This window comes from Paraburkholderia sp. SIMBA_027, from assembly GCF_046535315.1.
In the GTDB taxonomy this organism is placed as follows: Bacteria; Pseudomonadota; Gammaproteobacteria; order Burkholderiales; family Burkholderiaceae; genus Paraburkholderia; species Paraburkholderia tropica.
The window spans coordinates 103,600-124,271 of sequence record NZ_JAWRWY010000018.1; the positions used below are offsets into that span (position 1 = coordinate 103,600).

General features: G+C 68.3%; 15 protein-coding genes. 13 read left to right on the forward strand and 2 right to left on the reverse strand.

Annotation, left to right across the window (positions count from 1 at the left end):
- Positions 1-41: 41 nt before the first annotated feature.
- Positions 42-434 carry a hypothetical protein gene (locus SB764_RS29850; RefSeq protein WP_065059479.1) on the reverse strand — a complete coding sequence of 131 codons (393 nt, stop codon included), beginning with the start codon at positions 432-434 and terminating at the stop codon, positions 42-44.
- Positions 435-768: 334 nt separating this feature from the next.
- Between SB764_RS29850 and SB764_RS29855 the strand changes: the two genes are divergently transcribed.
- From SB764_RS29855 to SB764_RS29875, 5 genes are all read left to right on the forward strand, one after another.
- Positions 769-1,224 carry a (2Fe-2S)-binding protein gene (locus tag SB764_RS29855; protein WP_065059480.1) on the forward strand — a complete coding sequence of 152 codons (456 nt, stop codon included), beginning with the start codon at positions 769-771 and terminating at the stop codon, positions 1,222-1,224.
- Between the two features lies 1 nt (position 1,225).
- Positions 1,226-3,472, forward strand: coding sequence for a xanthine dehydrogenase family protein molybdopterin-binding subunit (locus tag SB764_RS29860; protein ID WP_065059481.1), 2,247 nt, complete (start codon positions 1,226-1,228; stop codon positions 3,470-3,472).
- A gap of 91 nt (positions 3,473-3,563) precedes the next feature.
- The gene (locus SB764_RS29865; RefSeq protein WP_110328444.1) at positions 3,564-4,844 is read left to right on the forward strand and encodes a c-type cytochrome; all 1,281 of its coding nucleotides are present in this window, start codon (positions 3,564-3,566) and stop codon (positions 4,842-4,844) included.
- A complete protein-coding gene (locus SB764_RS29870) occupies positions 4,841-5,503 on the forward strand; it encodes a DNA-3-methyladenine glycosylase (RefSeq protein WP_074986670.1) in 663 nt (220 codons plus the stop codon). Before SB764_RS29865 ends, SB764_RS29870 begins: the two co-directional genes overlap by 4 nt.
- Positions 5,504-5,727: 224 nt before the next feature.
- Positions 5,728-6,072, forward strand: a complete 345-nt coding sequence (locus SB764_RS29875) for a DUF4148 domain-containing protein (protein WP_183039393.1) — start codon at positions 5,728-5,730, stop codon at positions 6,070-6,072.
- Positions 6,073-6,451: 379 nt separating this feature from the next.
- Here the strand turns inward: SB764_RS29875 and SB764_RS29880 are convergent, their stop codons facing one another.
- Positions 6,452-6,895 (reverse strand): CBS domain-containing protein, encoded by a 444-nt coding sequence (locus SB764_RS29880; RefSeq protein ID WP_065059485.1) that lies wholly within the window; start codon positions 6,893-6,895, stop codon positions 6,452-6,454.
- 410 nt (positions 6,896-7,305) lie between these two features.
- Between SB764_RS29880 and ribA the strand changes: the two genes are divergently transcribed.
- From ribA to SB764_RS29920, 8 genes are all read left to right on the forward strand, one after another.
- Positions 7,306-7,953, forward strand: a complete 648-nt coding sequence (gene ribA / locus SB764_RS29885; RefSeq protein ID WP_065059486.1) for a GTP cyclohydrolase II — start codon at positions 7,306-7,308, stop codon at positions 7,951-7,953.
- 65 nt (positions 7,954-8,018) lie between these two features.
- Positions 8,019-8,942, forward strand: a complete 924-nt coding sequence (locus SB764_RS29890) for an SH3 domain-containing protein (RefSeq protein WP_311682637.1) — start codon at positions 8,019-8,021, stop codon at positions 8,940-8,942.
- Between the two features lie 527 nt (positions 8,943-9,469).
- The gene (locus tag SB764_RS29895; protein WP_410865860.1) at positions 9,470-13,003 is read left to right on the forward strand and encodes an ESPR-type extended signal peptide-containing protein; all 3,534 of its coding nucleotides are present in this window, start codon (positions 9,470-9,472) and stop codon (positions 13,001-13,003) included.
- Between the two features lie 125 nt (positions 13,004-13,128).
- On the forward strand, positions 13,129-14,196 hold the full coding sequence (locus tag SB764_RS29900) for an OmpA family protein (protein ID WP_065059489.1): 1,068 nt from the start codon (positions 13,129-13,131) through the stop codon (positions 14,194-14,196).
- A gap of 989 nt (positions 14,197-15,185) precedes the next feature.
- Positions 15,186-15,704 (forward strand): hypothetical protein, encoded by a 519-nt coding sequence (locus SB764_RS29905; RefSeq protein ID WP_110328404.1) that lies wholly within the window; start codon positions 15,186-15,188, stop codon positions 15,702-15,704.
- Between the two features lie 264 nt (positions 15,705-15,968).
- Entirely contained in the window at positions 15,969-16,667 is a 699-nt protein-coding gene (locus tag SB764_RS29910) for a response regulator transcription factor (RefSeq protein WP_065059616.1), read from the forward strand.
- Positions 16,664-18,106, forward strand: coding sequence for a FecR domain-containing protein (locus SB764_RS29915; RefSeq protein WP_410865861.1), 1,443 nt, complete (start codon positions 16,664-16,666; stop codon positions 18,104-18,106). Before SB764_RS29910 ends, SB764_RS29915 begins: the two co-directional genes overlap by 4 nt.
- Before the next feature lie 11 nt (positions 18,107-18,117).
- Positions 18,118-20,544: a CHASE2 domain-containing protein gene (locus SB764_RS29920; protein WP_065059617.1), complete on the forward strand. Its 2,427-nt coding sequence runs from the start codon at positions 18,118-18,120 to the stop codon at positions 20,542-20,544.
- Positions 20,545-20,672: the final 128 nt, after the last annotated feature.

A 20,672-nucleotide genomic window follows, 5' to 3' on the forward strand; every position in this document is an offset into this window, starting at 1 on the left:
TGCGCTAACTGACGCGCGCAACCCAGGCGCGCCGCGCGGCCTCAGTTCTTGATGCCGTTGAGCAGTTGCGCGACCGCGCCGTGCAGATGCAGCACCTCGGGGCTCTTTTGCAGCAGCGCCTGATAGCGCTCGTAGAACTCCTTCGATTCCTCGCCCGAGAACAGCCCGGACACGCCTTCCACCGCGCCCACGCGGTCCTCGGGCTTGGCGTCCTTGGCGTCGAGCGTTTCGTCCACGTTGGCGATCACCGTGGAGAACGGCGTCAGCCAGCGATAGCCCGTCCCGTTGATCAGCGCCTGCAAGAAGGCCGCGGGCGTGGTCGCGCCGAACTCGCGTTCGTACTCGGCGCGCTCGTGGTCGAGGATGGCCTTGTGCAGCGTGAGCAGGGGCTTGCGGATCTCGTTGAGAAATTGAATCGCGCGGGCTTCGTCCATCGTGGCGGCTCCTTCGAAAGTGGGCGACACGGCGCGCAGGCGCCGTCGCAATCTTGAATTAATCGATGGTAGCGCAAGGGCCGCCTGCGTGTCGTGATGATGCGGCGCGCATGCGCCGACGCTTGCCGGCCGCCGGTGCTCCGACGTCTCGACGACACGCTTGTCGGCAGGTCTTTAAAGTCGGCGCTACACTCCGCGAATCCTCGCCAGGCCGCAGGGCGTGCATTCGGTGCCACGTCCGCGCGATTTGCGCGGCGCACCGGAACAACGCGCGCGCCAGGCCTTCGATTGATCGACGATAACCGACAAATCCCCACACCGGAGAGCCGCCCCCATGACGACGTTAACCATTAACGGCGAAACCCACACGATCGACGCGCCACCCGACATGCCGCTGCTCTGGGTGCTGCGCGACATCGTCGGCCTGACCGGCACGAAGTTCGGTTGCGGCATCGCGCAATGCGGCGCGTGCACCGTGCATCTCGACGGCGTCGCGGTGCGCTCGTGCGTGCTGCCCGTCGCGGCGCTCGAAGGCCGCAAGATCACGACGATCGAAGCCGTGGGCGCGACGCCCGCGGGCCAGAAAGTGCAGAAGGCGTGGCGCGTGATCGACGTGGTGCAGTGCGGCTACTGCCAGTCCGGGCAGGTGATGTCGGCGGCGGCGCTGCTGGCGGCGAATCCCAACCCGAGCGATGCCGACATCGACGCCGCCATGACCGGCAACATCTGCCGCTGCGGCACCTATAGCCGCATCCGCGCGGCGATCAAACAAGCCGCGAAGGAGGCCTGAGATGTCACAAGGTCTTCTCGACGCGCAAAACGGCGTGGCGCACGCGCGCGCCGCTCAATCGCAGGTTTCGCGCCGCGCGTTTCTCAAGCTCGGCGCGGCGGCGGGCGGCGGTCTGCTGCTCGGTTTCAGCTTCTCGGCGGGCGCGCAGGGCGATAGCGCCGCGCGCCGCTCGGTGGTCGGCGGCGACGGCAACGAGACGCCGCAGTCGGGCGTGTTCGAGCCGAACGCGTTCATCCAGATCGACCGCGCGGGCAAGGTCACGCTGATCATCCCGAAGGTGGAGATGGGGCAGGGCGTGTACACGTCGATTCCGATGCTGATCGCCGAAGAACTCGAAGTGCCGCTCGACAGCGTGACGCTCGATCACGCGCCGCCCGACGCGAAACTGTTCACCGATCCGCTGCTCGGCGGTCAGCTCACCGGCGGCTCGACCTCGATCCGCTATGCGTGGGAGCCGATGCGCCAGGCGGGCGCGACCGCGCGCGCCGCGCTGATCGCGGCGGCGGCGCAGCAATGGCAGGTCGATCCGGCCAGTTGCCACGCGAAGAGCGGCCAGGTGCTGCACGACGCGAGCGGCCGCCGCGCCGCCTACGGCGAACTCGTGGACGCCGCCGCGAAGCTGCCGGCGCCGCAGAACGTGGCGCTCAAGAGCCCGAAGGATTTCACGCTGATCGGCAAGCCGACCCGACGCCTCGACTCACCCGAGAAGGTGGACGGCTCGGCGCTGTTCGGCCTCGACGTGCGGCTGCCCGGCATGGTCTACGCGGCCATCGTCAATTGTCCGGTGTTCGGCGGCACGCTCGTGCGCGTGGACGACACGCACGCGCGCAAGATTCCGGGCGTCACGCAGATCGTCAAGATCGACAACGGCGTGGCCGTGATCGGCGCGCACACGTGGGCCGCCAAGCGCGGCGCGGCGGCGCTCGTGATCGAATGGAGCGAAGGCGCGGCGGCGAATCTGTCGATGCGGCAGATCGTCGGCGATCTGGCGAACGCGGCGCAGCAGCAGCCGGGCGCGGTCGCGCGCAAGGACGGCGACGTGCAGCAGGCGTTCAACGGCGCGAAAACGCGCGTCGACGCCGTGTACGAGCAGCCGTTTCTCGCGCACGCCACGATGGAGCCGATCAACTGCACCGTGCACGTGCGCGCCGATGCCTGCGAGATCTGGGTCGGCACCCAGGTGCCCACGCGCGCGGTCGATGCGGGCGTGGCCGTCACCGGTCTCAAGCCCGAGCAGATCGTGCTGCACAACTATCTGCTCGGCGGCGGTTTCGGGCGGCGTCTGGAAGTCGATGCGATCACCCAGGCGCTCAAGGTCGGCAAGCAGGTGAGCACGCCGGTCAAGGTATTCTGGACGCGCGAGGAGGACATCCAGCACGATATGTACCGGCCGTATTACTACGACCGCATCTCGGCGGGGCTCGACGCGAACGGCAAGCCGGCGGCGTGGCAGCACCGCATCGTCGGCTCGTCGATCATGGCGCGTTTCGCGCCGCCCGCGTTCAAGAACGGCGTCGATCCCGACGCGGTGGAAGTGGCCGTCGATCTGCCGTACGACCTGCCGAATCAGCTGATCGAATACGTGCGCCAGGAGCCGCATACGGTGCCGACCGCGTTCTGGCGCGGCGTTGGCCCGACGCGCGGCACCTTCGTGGTCGAGAGCTTCGTCGACGAATGCGCGGCGGCCGCGAAAACCGATCCCGTGACCTATCGGCGCAATCTGCTCGGCAAGTCGCCGCGCGCGCTGGGCGTGCTCGACGTCGCCACGCGCGCGGCCAACTGGGGACCGCCGATGCCGAAGGGGCAAGGGCGCGGCGTCTCGGTGATGCACGCGTTCGGCAGCTTCTTCGCGATGGTCGCCGACGTGACCGTGACCGACGGCGAGGTGCGCGTGAATCGCGTGGTCGCGGCCGTCGATTGCGGCATGGTCGTGAACCCGACCACGATCGAGGCGCAGGTGCAGGGCGGCATCGTGTTCGGCATCACGGCGGCGCTGTATGGCGAGATCACGATCGAGCGCGGCCGCGTCACGCAGACCAATTTCACCGACTACCGGATTCTGCGCATCGACGAATCGCCCGTGATCGAGGTGCATATCGTGCCGAGCACGGAAGCGCCGGGCGGGATCGGCGAACCGGGCACGGCGGCGCTCGCGCCCGCGGTCACGAACGCGATCTATGCGGCGACCGGCACGCGGCTGCGCAAGCTGCCGGTGGGCCGTCAGCTCATGAACACGAAAACGGCTTGAGGAGGCGACGACGATGAAAACGATCCACACCGCCTCGATGACGCCCGTCGTGCGCTCCGCTGTCCGTTCGACCGTGCGCTCCGTCGCGCGCATGGCCTTTGCCGCGCTCGCCTGCACGCTCGCGCCGCAGTTCGCGCATGCGCAGGACAACGCCACGTCCGCGGACAGCGCGCTGATCCAGCGCGGCGCTTACCTCGCCGCGGCCGGCGACTGCGCGGCCTGCCACACCGCGCCGCACGGCAAGCCGTTCGCGGGCGGCCTGCCGATGAGCACGCCGCTCGGCCACATCTACACGACCAACATCACGCCCGATCCGGATACGGGCATCGGCGGTTATACGCAGGAAGATTTCGCGCGCGCGCTGCGCGAGGGCGTGGCGAAGGACGGCCACAATCTCTATCCGGCGATGCCGTATCCGTCCTATGCGAAGGTGCGCGACGACGACGTGGCCGCGCTCTACGCGTACTTCATGCACGGCGTGCAGCCCGTGAAGCAGGACAACCGCGACAGCGACATCAAGTGGCCGATGAACATGCGCTGGCCGCTCAAGATCTGGAACGTGTTCTTCCTCAAGAAGGGCCCGTACCAGGACAAGCCGGGCAAGGACGCCGCATGGAATCGCGGCGCGTATCTCGTGCAAGGGCTCGGCCATTGCGGCTCGTGCCACACGCCGCGCGGCGTCGGCTTCAACGAGCAGGCGCTCGACGAGAGCGGCAACGCGTTCCTTACCGGCGCGCTGCTCGACAACTGGTACGCGTCGAATCTGACGGGCGAGCACAACACCGGGCTCGGGCGCTGGAGCGAGGCCGATCTCGCGCAGTTCCTCAAGACGGGTGCGAACCAGCACGCGTCGGCGTTCGGCGCGATGACGAGCGTCATCAACAACAGCACGCAGGCAATGAACGACGCGGATGTGCAGGCGATGTCCGCGTATCTGAAATCGCTGCCGCCCGCGGGCGGCGACGGCGCGCCCGCCTATGCGTACGATCCGCAGGCGACGAAGGTGTCGCTCGGACGCCCCGCGAACGATGCGGGCGCGCGCGTCTACACGGCGTTCTGCATGCACTGCCACGGCGCCGACGGACGCGGTTTCGCGCCGATGTTCGCGCCGCTGGCGGGCAATCCGAACGTGCTGGAAAAGGACGCGTCGTCGCTCATCAATGTCACGCTCAACGGCACCGGCGACCTCGTGATCCAGGGCATCCCGGCGCCGTATCCGATGCCCGCGTATCGCGACCAGCTCAGCGACCAGCAGATCGCCGACGTGCTGAGCTTTATCCGCGCGGGCTGGAACAACAAGCGCGGTGCGGTGGGCGCGGCGGATGTCGCGAAATTGCGCGGCGCGACGCAGTCGAGCGAGGCGGCGCGGTGACGCGGCGCGCGGGCGGTGTCAGCGACGCCGCGCCGCCCGCGCGTTCCATCGTGGCGCTCGCGCGCGACGAACTGCCGGTGGATACCGTGGCGCTCGCGCGTTTCATGGTCGGCAAGTATCTGGTCCACGATCTGCCCGAAGGCCGAGTGAGCGGACGGCTCGTGGAAGTGGAGGCGTATCCGGTCGGCGATTCGACGGGGCACGCGTTCATCGGTCCGCGCGGCTGGAACGCGTCGCTGTTTCTCGCGCGCGGGCACGCGTACGTGCGGCTCACGTACGGCGTCTCGTGGATGCTCAACATGTCGAGCGAGGCGGCCGGCGTGGGCGCGGGCGTGCTGTTTCGCGCCGTGGAGCCCCTCGAAGGGCTGGCGTCGATGGCCGCGCGGCGCGCCGATGCGCCGCTGCGCGAACTCGCGCGCGGGCCGGGACGGCTCACGCAGGCGTTCGGCGTCGGCGCGGCGTTCGACGGCGTCGATCTGTGCGGCGGCAAGGGGCTGTGGATCGGCCGCGACCGCGACGCGGCGCACGCGGCTGCATCGCTCGCCATCGGTGCGACGACGCGCATCGGGCTGTCGCGCGAGATGCACCTTCCGCTGCGCTTTTATGCCATCGGCAGCCCGTATGTGAGCGGGCCGCGCAAGCTGCTCGTACCGGCGTGACGCGGTTCCGTATGGAATCCGAAAGTCGGACCGGAAAGATAGGATTCCACCCCGTTTTCGAGGATTGTTGCGCGGCCTGTATTGTTGTCAAGAACGAAACTGTATTTTGGGGAAATAGGTATTTCCCCTGATCTGCTGTCTCAATAAACTGAAGTCACTGGTCGGCGAACGCCAGATGTGCCGTTAGACGCCGACCTGAAAACAAGTGATGGAGGTTAGTAACCATGAATACCCGTACGCTCATTCAAGCCGCGGCTATCGCCGCGCTTCTCGCCGCTCCGGCACTCTCGTTCGCTCAAGACCAGACCAACGCGCCGAAGACGCGCGCGGAAGTCCGTCAGGAACTCATCCAGATCGAGCAGGCAGGCTATAACCCGGCGACGTCGAACGACGCCACTTATCCGCGTGACATTCAGGCGGCCGAAGCGCGCGTCGCGCAGCAGCAGGATGTGGCCCGGACTCAGCAGCCGGTTGCCGATACCAGCTATGGCGGCGCCCCCGCGGGTTCGACGCAGTCGGGTCAACCGGCCCATCTGGCGCCGTCGCAGTCGATTTACTTCGGGAATTGAGTTGCAACTGAGCGGTAAACCTCCGCTCAGTCACGTCGATTCATCGACGCAAGCCGTTCAGATCGCCACGCCGCGGCGTCGGGATTGATCCGGCGCGCGGTGGTGCGTCGAGCCGCATGACTGGATAAGTGTCCAGCACCCCTATCCGGCGAGCCGGCGCGGCGCAACGAGCCGCCGCGCCGACCCGCGAGAGATCGCGCGTTTTTTCATGCGTGGAACCTCCGCCGCCGCAAGGTGGCTTATGCCCAACCCGCGAAGGATTGGGCTTTTTTTGCTGCGTGCGTCGGTGTGCGTTCGCCTGCGTTTGCGTGCGCGTGCGCGTGCGCGTGCGCGTTTGCGTGCGTTTGCGCGCAAGGGCGGGGTGAAGCGCTGTAAGGCGTCAGGTGCCGGGACCGCCGGTGATGTAGTGCTCGAGCTGCTCGATGGTGAACTGCTGCTCGGCGATGATCTCCTTCACGAGGTCGCCGATCGACACCATGCCCACGAGCTCGCCGTCCGCCAACACCGGCAGGTGGCGCATGCGTCGCTGTGTCATCAGCGCCATGCAGTCGTAGGTGGTCTGATCGAGTTCCACGAATCGCACGTGCGGGCTCATGATGTCGCGCACGGCCGTCGTCTTTGACGAGCGGTCCATCAGCACGATCTTGCGCGCGTAGTCGCGCTCCGTGACGATGCCGACGATATCGGGGCCGTCGGTGACGACCAGCGCGCCAATCTGCTTGTCGGCCATCAGGCGGATGGCGTCGTAGACGGAATCGTCAGCGGCAATCGTGTAGACCACCTGTTCCGGCTTGGATTTGAGTACCTGTGCAACGCTCGTCATAGGGCGACTCCAGTTCGTCCTTCTTGTCTTCGGTCATTGCCTGGTGCGGCGCAGGCGAGAGAGCTGCGCCGTGCGTGCCTTCGTCGAAAGCCATGAAAGCCATTCCAGTATAGGCGGATGGGCGCGGCGGAGCCGTCGGGGTATGCGCGAAGTGTGCGCCCGCCCGCCGTGCGGCCCGGCGGCGATGCGCGACGGATTGAGGCAGGGCGCAGAGCGTTTTGCGGCGCCTTGCGCGCCTCCGTTCGCGCGGACGGCCCGGCGCACGCACGGATGCCGCCCGCAGGCGAGCCCTTCAGCCGACTGGCGCGGGCGCGGCCATGCGGGGCGGCGCGCCGCAATTGGCGGTACACTCCGGTTCCTAACTCCAGTCCGGCTTCGCGCCGGTTTTTGCCAGACCTCTGTTCCACATCATGCCTACGCTTCAAGAGCCGTCCTGCGCGGACGGCGATAACGCCAACGAATGCGTCGTGCTTGACGCGAGCGCGACCCTGCCGACCCGTTACGGCACCTTCGAGTCCTACGTCTATCGGGTAAAGGATGGCGGCGCCGAGCACGTTGCGCTCGTGATGGGCGACGTGGGCAGCGGCGAGCCGGTGCTCGCCCGCCTGCATTCCGAATGTCTGACCGGCGACGTGTTCGGTTCCTACCGCTGCGACTGCGGCGAACAGCTCGATCTCGCGCTGCGCTACATCGCGGCGGAAGGCCGCGGCGTGCTGCTGTATCTGCGTGGCCACGAAGGGCGCGGCATCGGCCTGTCGAACAAGATCCGCGCGTATCAGCTGCAACAGCAGGGCCGCGATACGGTGGAAGCGAACCTCGATCTCGGCCTGCCCGACGACGCGCGCGAATACGATTCGGCGGCGGCGATCCTGCGCCTGCTGAAGGTCAAGTCGGTGCGCCTGATGAGCAACAATCCGAACAAGTTCGACACGCTCTCGAAGCACGGTATTCCGACGATCGAACGCGTCGCGCTGGCGATTCCGATGCGCGAGGAAAACGAGCGCTATATCCGCACGAAGCAGGTGAAATTCGGGCATTACTTCGAAGAAAACGAGTAAGGCACGAATTTCAGGAACGGAATATGCTATCCGCTCGGCATGAGTCGAAACAAAAAGGGGGGAGCATGTCCACCATTCCAATGAAGATGGCGCTGTGCGTGGCCGCCGGCCTCGCGATCGCGGCGCCCGCCGCCCAGGCGCAGTCCCAGGCCTACACCAGCGAGCCGGTCGATCTCTACGCGGGGCCGTCCGGCGACTATCCCGTCGTGAGCGAAGTCGGGCCGAGCGAGCCGGTCGTGGTGTTCGGCTGCGTAAGCGATTACTCCTGGTGCGATATCGGCGCCGAGGGCGTGCGTGGCTGGGTCTACGGCGGCTATCTGACATATCCGTATCAGGGCAGCTACGTGCCGCTCGCCGGTTATGGCGCGGCCATCGGGCTGCCGATCGTGAGTTTTTCGATTGGCGCGTACTGGGGCAGCTTCTATCGCGACCGTCCGTGGTACGGCGAGCGCGATCGCTGGACGCATGCGCGGCCGCCGGGCTATGGTCCGCGTCCGCCTGCGCCGAACTGGCATGGCGGCCCCGCGCGGCCGTTGCCGCCGCCGCAGGCTGGCGGGGGGCGTCCGCCCGGCAACGGCGGTCCGCCGCCGGGAGCCAGGCCGCCGGGTGGCATGCCCGAGGGCGGTGGCCGTCCGCAAGGCGGCCCGCCGCCAGGGAATGCGCGCCCGCCGGAGAATGCCGGCCGTCCGCCCATGAACGGGGGCGAGCGCACCGAAGCGCCGCGGGCGCCTCAGCAGGCGCCGCAGATGCCTCCGCAAGCGCCGCGTCCCGCGCAAGCGCGTCCGGCCGAGCCGCCGCGTCCGCAAATGCAGCAGCCCAATGCGGGGCGTCCGCCCGAGCCTGCGTTCAATCGCGCGCCGGGTCCCGGCGGTCCGCCGCAGGGCGGGGGCCGTCCGTCCGGTCCGCCCGCCGGCCGGCCCGAAGCGCCGCAAGGCGGTCATCCGTCCGGCCAGGGCGGCGGACACGGCGACGAACGCAAGCAGAACTGATCCGCCAACGCTTTCCACCCTGCAACGGGCGCTCGATGTGAGCGCCCGTTTTGCTTTATCGGCGCAAGGCGGGGCGCGTTTTATCTCGTTCGAGATGCTTTTTAAGAGTTTTCGTGTGGCCCGCCCGATTGGGGCCGAATACCTTAGACGGGTGATTTTTATCTCATACGCTGGCGGTGCACGAAGTCGCCGGTGTCCGGATTCAAGTCAAATCAGTTAGGCATGCGATTGATCTGGATTGATCTGGCTTGATCCGGCAACCGTTGAATGGCCTGTCCGGCGACGTTTCCCTCGTCGAGCCTGATTGGCCGTTCGCGTGTTCGTGCTCAGGGTGTCGGCAACATTAGCCATTCGGCCAGGTGATTTCCCGCGTCGGTTGAAGCAAGAATGAGAGTGTCTGGCACACGTCGGTTCGTCGTGTGCGGCCAGGTCACAGCTATACGTTTTGGATTCCGAAGTAAAGAAGCGTGGAGTTGCCCGATTGAGGCGGTTCCACGTCAGCCCCATTGAAACGACCAAGGAAGCGTATGAACAAGGCTTATCGATCTGTCTGGAACGAGTCGGCTGGCGCGTGGGTGGCCGTGCAGGAAAACGCACGCAGTCATGGCAGCGGCGGCGTGAAGGCAGGCGTGGTGAACGCGGCGCAGGCCGTTGCGTTGCTCGGGCTGGGTGGCATCGCGCTCGCGGCGAACGCTGCGGACGCGCAGCCGGAAGGCGCCACGGCGCTGCTCGGCATGGCGGCGAACGAGCAGGCCGCGAGGGGGAGCGAGAACGCGAACATCAGTTCGAACTTCGGCGCGCTCGCGCCCGCTGGCACGAGCGACGTGCAGAACGCCCTGCTGCTCGCCTCGCTGGGCGTTCAGGGCACAGGGGCTGCCGCGTTGGCCGCTGCGTCGTCGTCGGCTCCTGCGAGCCCGGTCGAAATGGCCGCGGCCGCTCCGCAAGGCGCTTCGCTGATGGCAACGGCCGCCAATTCCGGCGTCGACACGACCGGCCTGACCACCGCATTCAGGACCGCCGCCTGGTACGCGCAGGTCAGGGGTATTGCCAATGCGTCAGGGTCGACGGGGCCAACCGATATGGCGCGGGCGAATGGCGCAGGCAGTATCGCCATGGGCTCGAACACGCAATCCGACGGCAACGCCAGCCTCGCGCTGGGCATTCAGTCGCGTGCGATGGGCAACGATTCGGTGGCGCTGGGCGCGGGCTCCGTGGCGAATCAGGCCAATACCGTATCGGTTGGCAGTGACGGTACGCAAACGCACGTCGTCTACGACGCGGACAATGTTGCGACCACGCTGCCGAGCCTCGCGAACACGCGCCGCATCGTGAACATGGCGGCGGGCCAGAGCGACACGGACGCCGTGAACGTCGCGCAGCTCAAGGGCGTGACGAGCGCGCTCGGCGGCGGCGCGGGCGTGGGCGGCGACGGCTCGGTCATGGCGCCGAGCTATGTACTGGGCAACCAGACCTATGGCGACGTCGGCACGGCGTTGAAGGCGGTGGAAAGCACGGCGATCACGGGTTCGGTGGACGGCGTGAAATACGACACGTCCGCGCATACGCGCATTACGTTCGATAGCGCCGACGCGGGCACGGTGTTGTCGAACGTCGCCAATGGCAAGGCGGACCGCGACGCGATCAACCTCGGCCAGTTGAAGGCGGCGGGCCTCGACGTCGACGGCAACGGCAACGCCACGAACAGCTTCGTTGCTTACGACGACACGTCGCGCGCCACGGTCACGCTCGGCGGCGCGAGCGGCACGCGCATCACGAATCTCGTCGCCGGCAACGTGGCGGCGGGCAGCAGCGACGCCGTGAACGGCGCGCAACTCTACGGCGTCGCCAGCGGCACGGCAAAGGCGCTGGGCGGCGGCGCGGGCGTCAACGCAGACGGCTCCCTGAGCGGCCCCGGCTATGTGCTGGGCGGCTCGACCTACTCCGACGTCGGCACCGCGCTCAAGGCGGTGGAGAACACGGCTGCGTCAGGCCCTGTAGATGGCGTGAAGTACGACACGCCAGCGCACGCGCGCGTCACGTTCGACGGCGGCGACGCCGGCACGGTGCTCTCGAACGTGGCCAAAGGCACGGCGGACCGCGACGCGGTCAACCTCGGCCAGTTGAAGGCGGCGGGTCTCGACGTGGACGGCAACGGCAACGCCACGAACAGCTTCGTCGCTTACGACGACACCTCGCGCGGCACGGTCACGCTCGGCGGCGCGAGCGGCACGCGCATCACGAATCTCGTCGCCGGCAACGTGGCGACGGGCAGCAGCGACGCCGTGAACGGGGCGCAACTCTATGGCGTCAGCAGCAGCACGGCAAAGGCGCTGGGCGGCGGCGCGGGCGTCAACGCAGACGGCTCCCTGAGCGGCCCCGGCTATGTGCTGGGCGGCTCGACCTACTCCGACGTCGGCACCGCGCTGAAGGCGGTCGAGAGTTCGGCTGCGGCGGGGCCCGTGGACGGCGTCAAGTACGACACGCCCGCGCATCAGCGCGTCACGTTCGACGGCGGCGAGACGGGCACGGTGCTCTCGAACGTGGCCAAAGGCACGGCGGACCGCGACGCGGTCAACCTCGGCCAGTTGAAGGCGGCGGGTCTCGACGTGGACGGCAACGGCAACGCCACGAACAGCTTCGTCGCTTACGACGACACCTCGCGCGGCACGGTCACGCTCGGCGGCGCCAACGGCACGAAGATCACGAATCTCGCCGCGGGCTCCGCGTCCGGGGACGCAGTGAACGCGGGCCAGTTGCGCGCACTCGCCGGCACGCTCGGCGGCGGCGCGGGCCTCGCGTCGGACGGCAGCATCCTTGCGCCGAACTATCACATGCAGGGCGGCACGCAGACGACCGTCGGCAGCGCGCTCGATACGCTCGACACCGGCCTGAATTCGCTGCAGCAGAAGATTTCGGATTCGGGCCTCGACCTGGTGACACAGGATGCCACCAGCCGTGCGATCAAGGTCGGCGCGGGCACGAACGGCACGGTCGTCAATTTCGCGGGCACGGCGGGCAACCGCACGCTCACGGGTGTGGCGGCGGGCGCGGTGAATGCCGCGAGCGCGGACGCGGTCAACGGCGCGCAACTCTACGCCAGCGTCGCGCATGCGGCAGCCGCCTTGGGCGGCGGCGCGAGCGTGAGCGCAGACGGCACGCTTGCCGCGCCGTCCTACACCATCGGCGGCACGACGCTCAACAACGTCGGCTCGGCGCTGACCAATCTCGACGGCCGCGTCACGCAGAACACCACCGACATCACGAATCTGCAGAAGTCGGTCACCAACATGGCGGGCTCCGTCGCGAACGCGGTGCAGTACGACTCGTCGGCGCATGACTCGGTCACGTTGGGCGGGACCGGCGAGGCCGTGAAGCTCAGCAATCTCGCCGACGCCGTGCTGAGCGCGAGCAGTACCGACGCGGTCACGGGCTCGCAGCTCTTCGCGACCAACATGCAGGTCGCGAGCATCGAGCAGGCGGTGCAGAACGTGGCCGCGAGTGCCTCGATCTACGTGGCCGCCAACTCGCCGAACGGCGCGGCAACGGCCAGCGGTTCGAACACGCTGGCGGCCGGCGGCGGCGCTGTCGCGAGCGGCACCGCGTCGACCGCGATCGGCGACCAGGCGCACGCCACCGGCACGAATGCCGTGGCGCTCGGCGCAAATTCGGTGGCTGACCGCGCCAATTCGGTGTCGGTGGGCAGCATCGGCAACGAGCGGCAGATCACCAACGTCGCGAACGGCACGGCGCCCACCGACGCCGTGAATCTGGGCCAGCTCAACAGCGCGTTCAGCGGCGTCAACAGCCGTATCGACGACGTCGATCGCGACGCGCGGCGCGGCATTGCGGCGGCGTCGGCGCTCAACGTCGTCACGCCGTATCTGCCCGGACGCACGACCATGAACGCGGGCGTCGCCGCGTATCGCGGCCAGGCGGCGCTCGGCATCGGCGTCTCGCGCTGGAACGAGAAGGGCAGCGTCAACTACAACCTCGGCGTCTCGTCGGCGGGTGGCAACAGCACCATCGTCCGCGCGGGTCTTGGCATCGTGTTCGGCGGTTGACGCAGCGGGCAGCGCCCCTGGCGGCGCGGCCGGCGCAATGCCGGCCGCGCACCTCACGCGGCACGCCCCGCGCTTTCCAACCGCACGGGCGGACCGTGCGGGCCTTTCCATGGGCAACAACCAACATGAAAATCATCGCCATGGCGATCGCGGCTTCCGCCGTGCTCGCCGGATGCGCGTCGCAGGCGACGCGCGATTCCTTGCAGATTCAGGACCCCACCGTGCTCGAAGAGGGGCTCAGAGCGTCGCAGAGCGAGCAGGCCGGCGCGGCCACCGACGCCTGGGTCGGCGCCTATCCGGCCAGCGTGGGCCGCGCGCAACTCGACGACGAACAGCACCGCCTCCAGGCGCTCGGCGCGAAGCAGGCCGGCTATTTCGGCGCGAAGGCGCAGTGCTGGATTTACGCCGCGCGCGAGGAGCACGCGCAGTACAACCATTGGGGATTCGTCGAAGAAGCGGCGCATCAGGCCGACCAGTTGATCGGCGCGCTCGAGGGGCGCGGGCAGGCGTCCGTCGAGAATCCGAAGCTGCGAACCGCGGCCATCGTGCGGCCCGATCTGTGGCAGCGGCTGATGGCGGCGAAGTCGTCGCCGGCGTTCGCGTCGTGTCAGCCCGCGCAGGAGCGCGTGGCCTGCGCCGAGGTTGAACTGACGCACGCCGGTCATGAGGCGTGGACACATTCGTTCGACGCGAGCGCGCAGCGCGTTGCCGAAGTGCAGCAGAAGATCGCCGATCTTCCCGCCGTGCTGAACGCCTGCCAGCCGCCGCGAAAGGAACCGCCGCCGCTGCCGAGCAGCATCACGTTGCCGACCGACACGCTGTTCCGTTTCGATCGTGGCGATCTCAACGGTCTGTTGCCGCAGGGCCGGGCGAGTCTCGATGCATTGGCGCGCGATCTTGCCGCAGCGGGCGATGTCACGGCGGTCCGCACGGAGGGCTATACCGACCGGCTGGGCAGCGACAGTTACAACATGCGGCTTTCGCGGCAGCGCGCGGAAACCGTCGCCGGGTATCTGCGCGAGCGTAGCGAGGCGAATATTGCGATGAGCGCGGTGGGCCGCGGCAAGGCGAACCCGGTCGTGCAGTGCAATGAGCGCGACCGCGAAGCCTTGATTGCCTGTCTTGCGCCCAATCGCCGCGTCGAGCTTTCGATCGCGCGCAAGTCGTCAGGCGCACAGGCCGCCGCGCGATAAGTTCTGCGCAGCAAGTCGGCGCATTCGCTCCTGTGTCCGCAGTTCGCGGCGACCTGCGCATGCGCCCACGCGCCCGCCGTCTTATACGGCGGGCTTTCTGTCTTTCCGTTCTGACTTCCAATCGGCTTTCCAATCGGCCTTTCAATGCGACTTTCCATCGCACTTTCAAGCGGCTATTTCGTGCGCTTTCATCATCGCGGAAAGCTCGTTCGAACTGCCAAATAGCGCCCGTCCAGCACGTTCGCCTCCTTCACGCCCACAATCGACGACCACGCCCGTCCATCGCGCTTCATTGCGTCTTTTCCCTACGCCTTCCTGCGTCGATTCCGACAGATTTAACAATCCCTGACAGTAGGTTTTTCCGCTTGCGACGACAATAGGCCGTCGCGGCCCAACAAGTCATCGCGGGCATGATCCGCATGACGGCCGGCATCGAGCCCGAGTGGATCGACGCGCACGATACGACGGCATGGACGCCATGCCCGTCACGCACGACATACACGGAATTCGGCTACGGGGGCTGGCGCGATCGGGACACGGCGACGCGCCGGTGCGTGGAAGGCAGAGCGGACTCGAGTTCGCCGCATAACGCTGGAAACAGCGCCTGGTAGTAGGAGTGGCGATGGCGGTGAGCATGACGCCATGCAGTGAGATCGGTTGCGGCCAGCAGGCGGACGTCGGGCGGTGATGTCCGCCCGCGTGCGACGCGCCGTCGAGGTGGCGTCGGCGCCCGCGCCGGTGGTCCTGGTCCGGGGGCGAGGGCTGCCGGAGACTACGCGGTGCGCGACTGCGGCCATCGTCACTCGTTTTTCAATCTTTCAAACAGGCACGCGCGCACGCTTGAGCACGCTCAAGTACGTCCGGGACGGGCGCGCCCTGGCATCACATGACACACGACGTCCGGTAGCGCCGGCGGCTTCGATGAGCGGCCAGGCGGTGCGCGAACGGCGGCGTTGGTCGGCGACAAGCGTTAGCGACACGAGGTTTTCATGTTTTTCCGCTTCGGCAGCACCCGGTTTCCGCCCGCTTCCCGCGTCAACGCTTCGGGTGGCAGTCGCGATCTCGACCGCGTCGAGCTGGACCTCGCCCGCGACCGCCACGCGCGCGCCGCCATGGAGGCTTACGCCGATTCGTGCGAGGCCGAATTGCCCTGGCTGAGCGAGGCGCTGCGTCAGTCGCGCTATGGCCGTTCGGACAAGTTGACGCAATGTTCCGCGACTGTGCTGCGCGCATTTGTGCTTGCGCAGGCGCGCGCCGCCGCGCAGCCCGACTATGCGCATGCCGCATGGGAGCACGTACGCATCCATCTGGCCGCGCTGCTGTCGGGCGATCCGCCGGCCGCCGCGGAGCATGACGGACACCACGGCCAGCCCGGCGATCACGCCCGGCGCGCACAAACGGATGCACATACGGATGCACAGCCAGACGCAAAAACGGACGCAAAACCGGGCGCGCCCTCGGCCGACGACGTGTTCGTGCCTTTGGGCCAGCGTCCGGCGCCGAGATAGTCGGTAATCGGGACGATCACAGGCCGCGCGTCGCATGCGAGCGTTTTCGTCTACCATGAGCGGATTCCGCATCCCCGGTCCGGAGGCGCGCTTGCCGCTCCCGTTTATTTCGAGACGCTGCGAAAGTGGCGGTTTGCGCGCGCGGCGCGGGTCGCGCGCAACGGGGTTGGGGAGGGATTTCGCCAGCGCCGTCGGCAACGCTGGCGGGACCGCAGGGTGGATCCATCCCGAGAACATGAAAAACGATACTGGGTGCGGGGCACTATGAGAATTGCAGTACTGGATGACGATCCGGCACAGACCGACTTCGTCTGTCAAACCTTGATGGCGGCAGGCCACGTCTGCCATGCGTTCGCCAAGGGCGGCGAACTGGTCCGGCAACTGCGCCGGCAGACTTTCGACCTGCTCGTGCTCGACTGGAACGTGCCGGACATGGCCGGCGACGAAGTTCTTCATTGGGTGCGGCAAAGCCTGTCCACGCGTCTGCCCGTCCTGTTCATGACGAGCCGCAGCCGCGAGGTGGACATCGCGCTGATGCTCAACAGCGGCGCCGACGACTACGTCGTCAAGCCGGTGTCCGCGCCGGTGCTGCTCGCGCGCGTCGGCTCGCTGCTGCGTCGCGCGTATCAACTGCAACCGCCCGCGCAGAAGGAAGTCTTCGGCGAATACGAGTTCGATCTGAAGTCGCGTCAGGTGACGGTGACCGGCAAGGCGGTCGCGCTCACGCAGAAGGAATTCGACCTCGCGCTGCTGCTGTTCCAGCACCTGAGCCGCCCGCTGTCGCGCGCGCACATTCTCGACGTGATCTGGAAGCAATCGGACGACATCCCGTCGCGCACCATGGACACGCACGTGTCGATGCTGCGCTCGAAGCTCGGCCTGCGTCCCGAAAACGGCTATCGCCTGACGCCGATCTATGGCTACGGCTACCGCCTCGAGCGCATCGAGGGGGACGCCGCGTGAGGGGCGCCCGCGCGAGTCGCCCCGTTGCGGGCGCAAGCCTGGCGCTGGCGCGGCCGTTGTTCGCCTGTGCGCTCGCGCTGAGCCTGCTGCCGGTCATGCGCGGCGCGCAGGCGCGTCAGCCGGGCGCGCCGCTCGCGCAGCCGCGGCCCGTCGCGACGGCCATCTACGTCACGCGCGCCGGCGACTCGCTCTACGACATCGCCGCGCGTTATCTGCGCGATCCCGCCGACTGGTCCCAGCTCGCGCGCCTGAACGGCGTGAGCGCGCCGCGCCGTCTCCAGGCGGGCGTGCAACTGCGCGTGCCGGTCGCGCTGCTGCGCCAGGACGGCTTGAGCGCGCGCGTAATCGCGACCAGCGGCCCGGCGAGCCACGCTTTCGGCCAGGCGCCGCTGCTGCCGCTCGCGGTCGGCACGAAGCTCGTCGAAGGCGACCGCGTGCAGACGGGCAACGAAGGTTTCGCCACGCTCGAACTCGGCGACGGCTCGCATCTGATCCTGCCGCCCAACACCTCGCTCGACCTCGCCACGCTGCGCCAGACCGCGCTGACGGGCGCGACCGATCGCGTCGTCAATCTGCATGGCGGCGAAGTCGATACCGAAGTCACGCACGCCACGAAGAAGGACGATCGCTTCCAGATCCGCTCGCCTTCGGTGGTCGCGGGCGTGCGCGGCACGCGCTTTCGCGTGAACTACAACGGCGACAAGGGCTCGACGGCGGTGGAAGTGCTCGACGGCGCGGTGGGCGTCGACGCCTCGGCGCGCGGTCACGCCGCCGCCGTCGCGCCTGCGCCGGGCACGCCGCTCGCCGCGTCCACGCAACTGGTCGCGGCCGGTCACGGCAGTCTGACGCAGGCGGGCGGTGCGGCCGGCGCGCCCGTCGCGCTGCTCGGCGCGCCGGATCTGCGCAATCCCGCCAGGGTGCAGGACGAGGCCCACGTCGCTTTCGACATCGCGCCATTCGACGGCGCACACGGCTATCGCGTGCAGATCGGCCGCGATGCGGGTCTGTACGACATGATCCGCGATCAGCGCAGCGACTCGCCGCGCGTCGACGCGGGCGCGCTCGACGACGGCACGTATTTCGTGCGCCTGTCCGCGATCGACGCGAACGGCCTCGAAGGCATGCCGTCCACCTACGCGTTCGAGCGCCGCCGCCTCTCGCTCGACGCCACGGCTGGCCGCGTCGACGACTCGCGCGACTACGCGTTCCGCTGGTTCGTCGACCGCGGCGCGCAGAGCACGCGTTTTCGCTTCGTGCTGGCGAAAACGGAAGATCTGCGCGCGCCGCTCGTCGACCGCACCGATCTCCATGACGGTGAGGCCGTGGTGCGCGATCTGCCCAAGGGCACCTATTACTGGACCGTGATCGCCGAGCAGTTCGAGGGCGGCCGCTACTACCAGAAAGCCAGTCCGGTCCAGTCGTTCCGGCTCGACTGGTGACGCAGACGCGCATGAGCGTGAGCCCGCCCACGCCGCTCGGCCGTCCGGTCGGGCGGCGCTTTCTGTTCGAATGGGCGGGCGTGGCGTGCGCGGGCATTCTCGTCGTGCTGCTGAGCGTGCTGGGGCAGTGGACGCTGGGCGCCGATCATCTCGTCTACGACCGCCTGCTGACGCTGCGTGAGCGGCCGGTTTCGCCCGACATCGTGATCGTCGAAATCGACAATGCGAGCGTGGCCGCGCTCGGCCGCTGGCCCTGGCCGCGCAGCGTGCATGCGCAGGTGGTCGACCGGCTCGCGCAGGCGGGCGCGGCGGCCGTGGTCTACGACGTGCTGTTCACCGAGCCGTCGATCGACGACGTGCGCTTCGGCGAGGCGCTGCGCAAGCGGCCCGCGTATCTCCCCGTGCTGCTGTCGCCCGCCGACGAGACCGACGGCGGCCGCCGCACGGTCGACCAGCCCGTCGCGCAGCTTGCGCAGGCGGCGGCCGGGATCGGCCACATCAATCTCGAAGTCGATACGGACGGCATCGTGCGCAGCGTCGCACTGTTCGAGGGCGACGCCCGGCAGCGCTGGCCGCAACTCATGGTGCCGCTGTGGCGCGCGGTGCGCAGCGGCCAGGTCACGCTCGCGCACGCCGCTTATCCCGCCGACGCCGCGCGCCGCGACGCCAGCCTGCTGCACGCGGGCGGCCCGCACAGCGAGGCGCGTTTCCTCGTGCCGTTCAGCGCGAGCGTCGAGCACTACCGCAAGGTGTCGTTCGCCGATCTGCTCGAAGGACGCGTGCCGCCCGGCCTGCTGCGCGGGCGCGTGGCGCTCGTGGGCGTGACGGCGTCGGGGCTCTACGACCGCTTCGCCACGCCGCTCTCGGGCACGCTCGGGCCGCTGCCGGGCGTCGATATCCACGCGCTCGTGCTCGATACGCTGCTCAACGGCACCGCCATCGAACCGGCCGGACCGCCGACCGTCGTGCTGGCTTCGCTGCTGCCGCTCGCGCTGCTGCTGGCCGGCTTTCTGGTGTTCGCGCCGCTGCGCACGCTGCTGCTGCTGCCGTTGCTCGCGCTGCTTTCGCTGGCCGCGAGCGCGGCGCTGCTCTACGGCGCGCGCATCTGGCTCACGCCCGTGCCGGCCATCGTCGCGCTGGCCGTGGCGTATCCGCTCTGGAGCTGGCGGCGTCTCGAAATGACGATGTCGTATCTGCGCAAGGAGTTGCAGCAGCTCGCCGACGAACCCTACCTGCTGCCCGAGGCGCCCGCGCCCGGACGCGAGTACGCGGGCGACGCGCTGGCGCAGCAAATGGCCCTGATGGCGCAGGCCGCGCAGCGCTTGCAGGACATGCGCCGCTTCGTCTGGGACAGTCTCGATTCGGTGCCGGAGCCCTTGCTGGTCGCCGACCTGCGCGGCATCGTGCTGATCGCCAATCACGCGGCGCGTGCCTATTTCGCGCGCCTGAACGTGGGCGCGTTCGAGGGGCGCTGGGTGCAGGACGTGTTCGGCGACCTCGCGCTCGTCAAGCCGATCGATCCGAATCCGGAGACGCTCGCGTTCGCGCATGCGCACTGGCCCGCGCCGCTCGATCCGGCGCGCGGCGAATTCGCGCAGTTGATGGAGCGCGGCGTGGAAGTGCGCGCGCGCGACGGCAGCGACTATTTGCTGCGCTACGCGAGCTGCACCAATGCGCAGGGCCAGGCGGTAGGCTGGATCGCCGGTCTCGTCGACGTGACGGCGCTGCACGACGCCGAGCGTCAGCGCGAAGATGCGCTGCGTCTGCTTTCGCACGACATGCGCTCGCCGCAGGCGTCGATCGTCGCGCTGGTCGAAACCGAGCGCGAGCGCGGCACGCTGGCGGCCGCGCCGGTGCGCGAGGTCATGGACCGCATCGAGCGCTACGCGCGCCGCTCGCTCACGCTGGCCGACGACTTCGTGCAGCTCGCGCGCGCGGAATCGCAGGTCTATGCGCTGGAGCCGACGAGCCTCGCCGAACTGATGATCGACGCCAGCGACGAAGTGTGGCCGCAGGCGAGGGCGAAGCGCATCCAGATCGAGACGGCGTTCGAGGGCGACGAAATGGGCTGGATCAACGCCGACCGCTCGCTGATGACGCGCGCGCTCGTGAACATTCTGAACAACGCGGTGAAGTACAGCCCGCAGGACACGCGCATTGTCTGTAGTATCGCGATCGCGCAGAGCCGGCCGCCGCGCGTGATCTGCTCGATCCGCGATCACGGCTACGGCATTCCGCTCGAAGATCAGGCGAAGCTGTTCGAGCCGTTCCGGCGTTTTCATGCGGGCAAGCGGCCCGAGGTGAGCGGCGCGGGGCTGGGCATGGCGTTCGTGAAGACGGTCGTGACGCGCCACGGCGGCGAGGTCCACGTCGAAAGCGAGCCCGACAAGGGCACCACGTTGACGATGTCGCTGCCTGCGCTCGATGCGCCGGAATAAGCAGCGAAGTTACGCGAAGTCACACGGGAGTCAGCCCGGATGGAGCGCGCAATGTGCGCGCGTTTTGCCGGAACGCAGCGCCGTGCGCCGCGTCCGGACGATGAGATGCGATGAGATGCCGCCGGCGT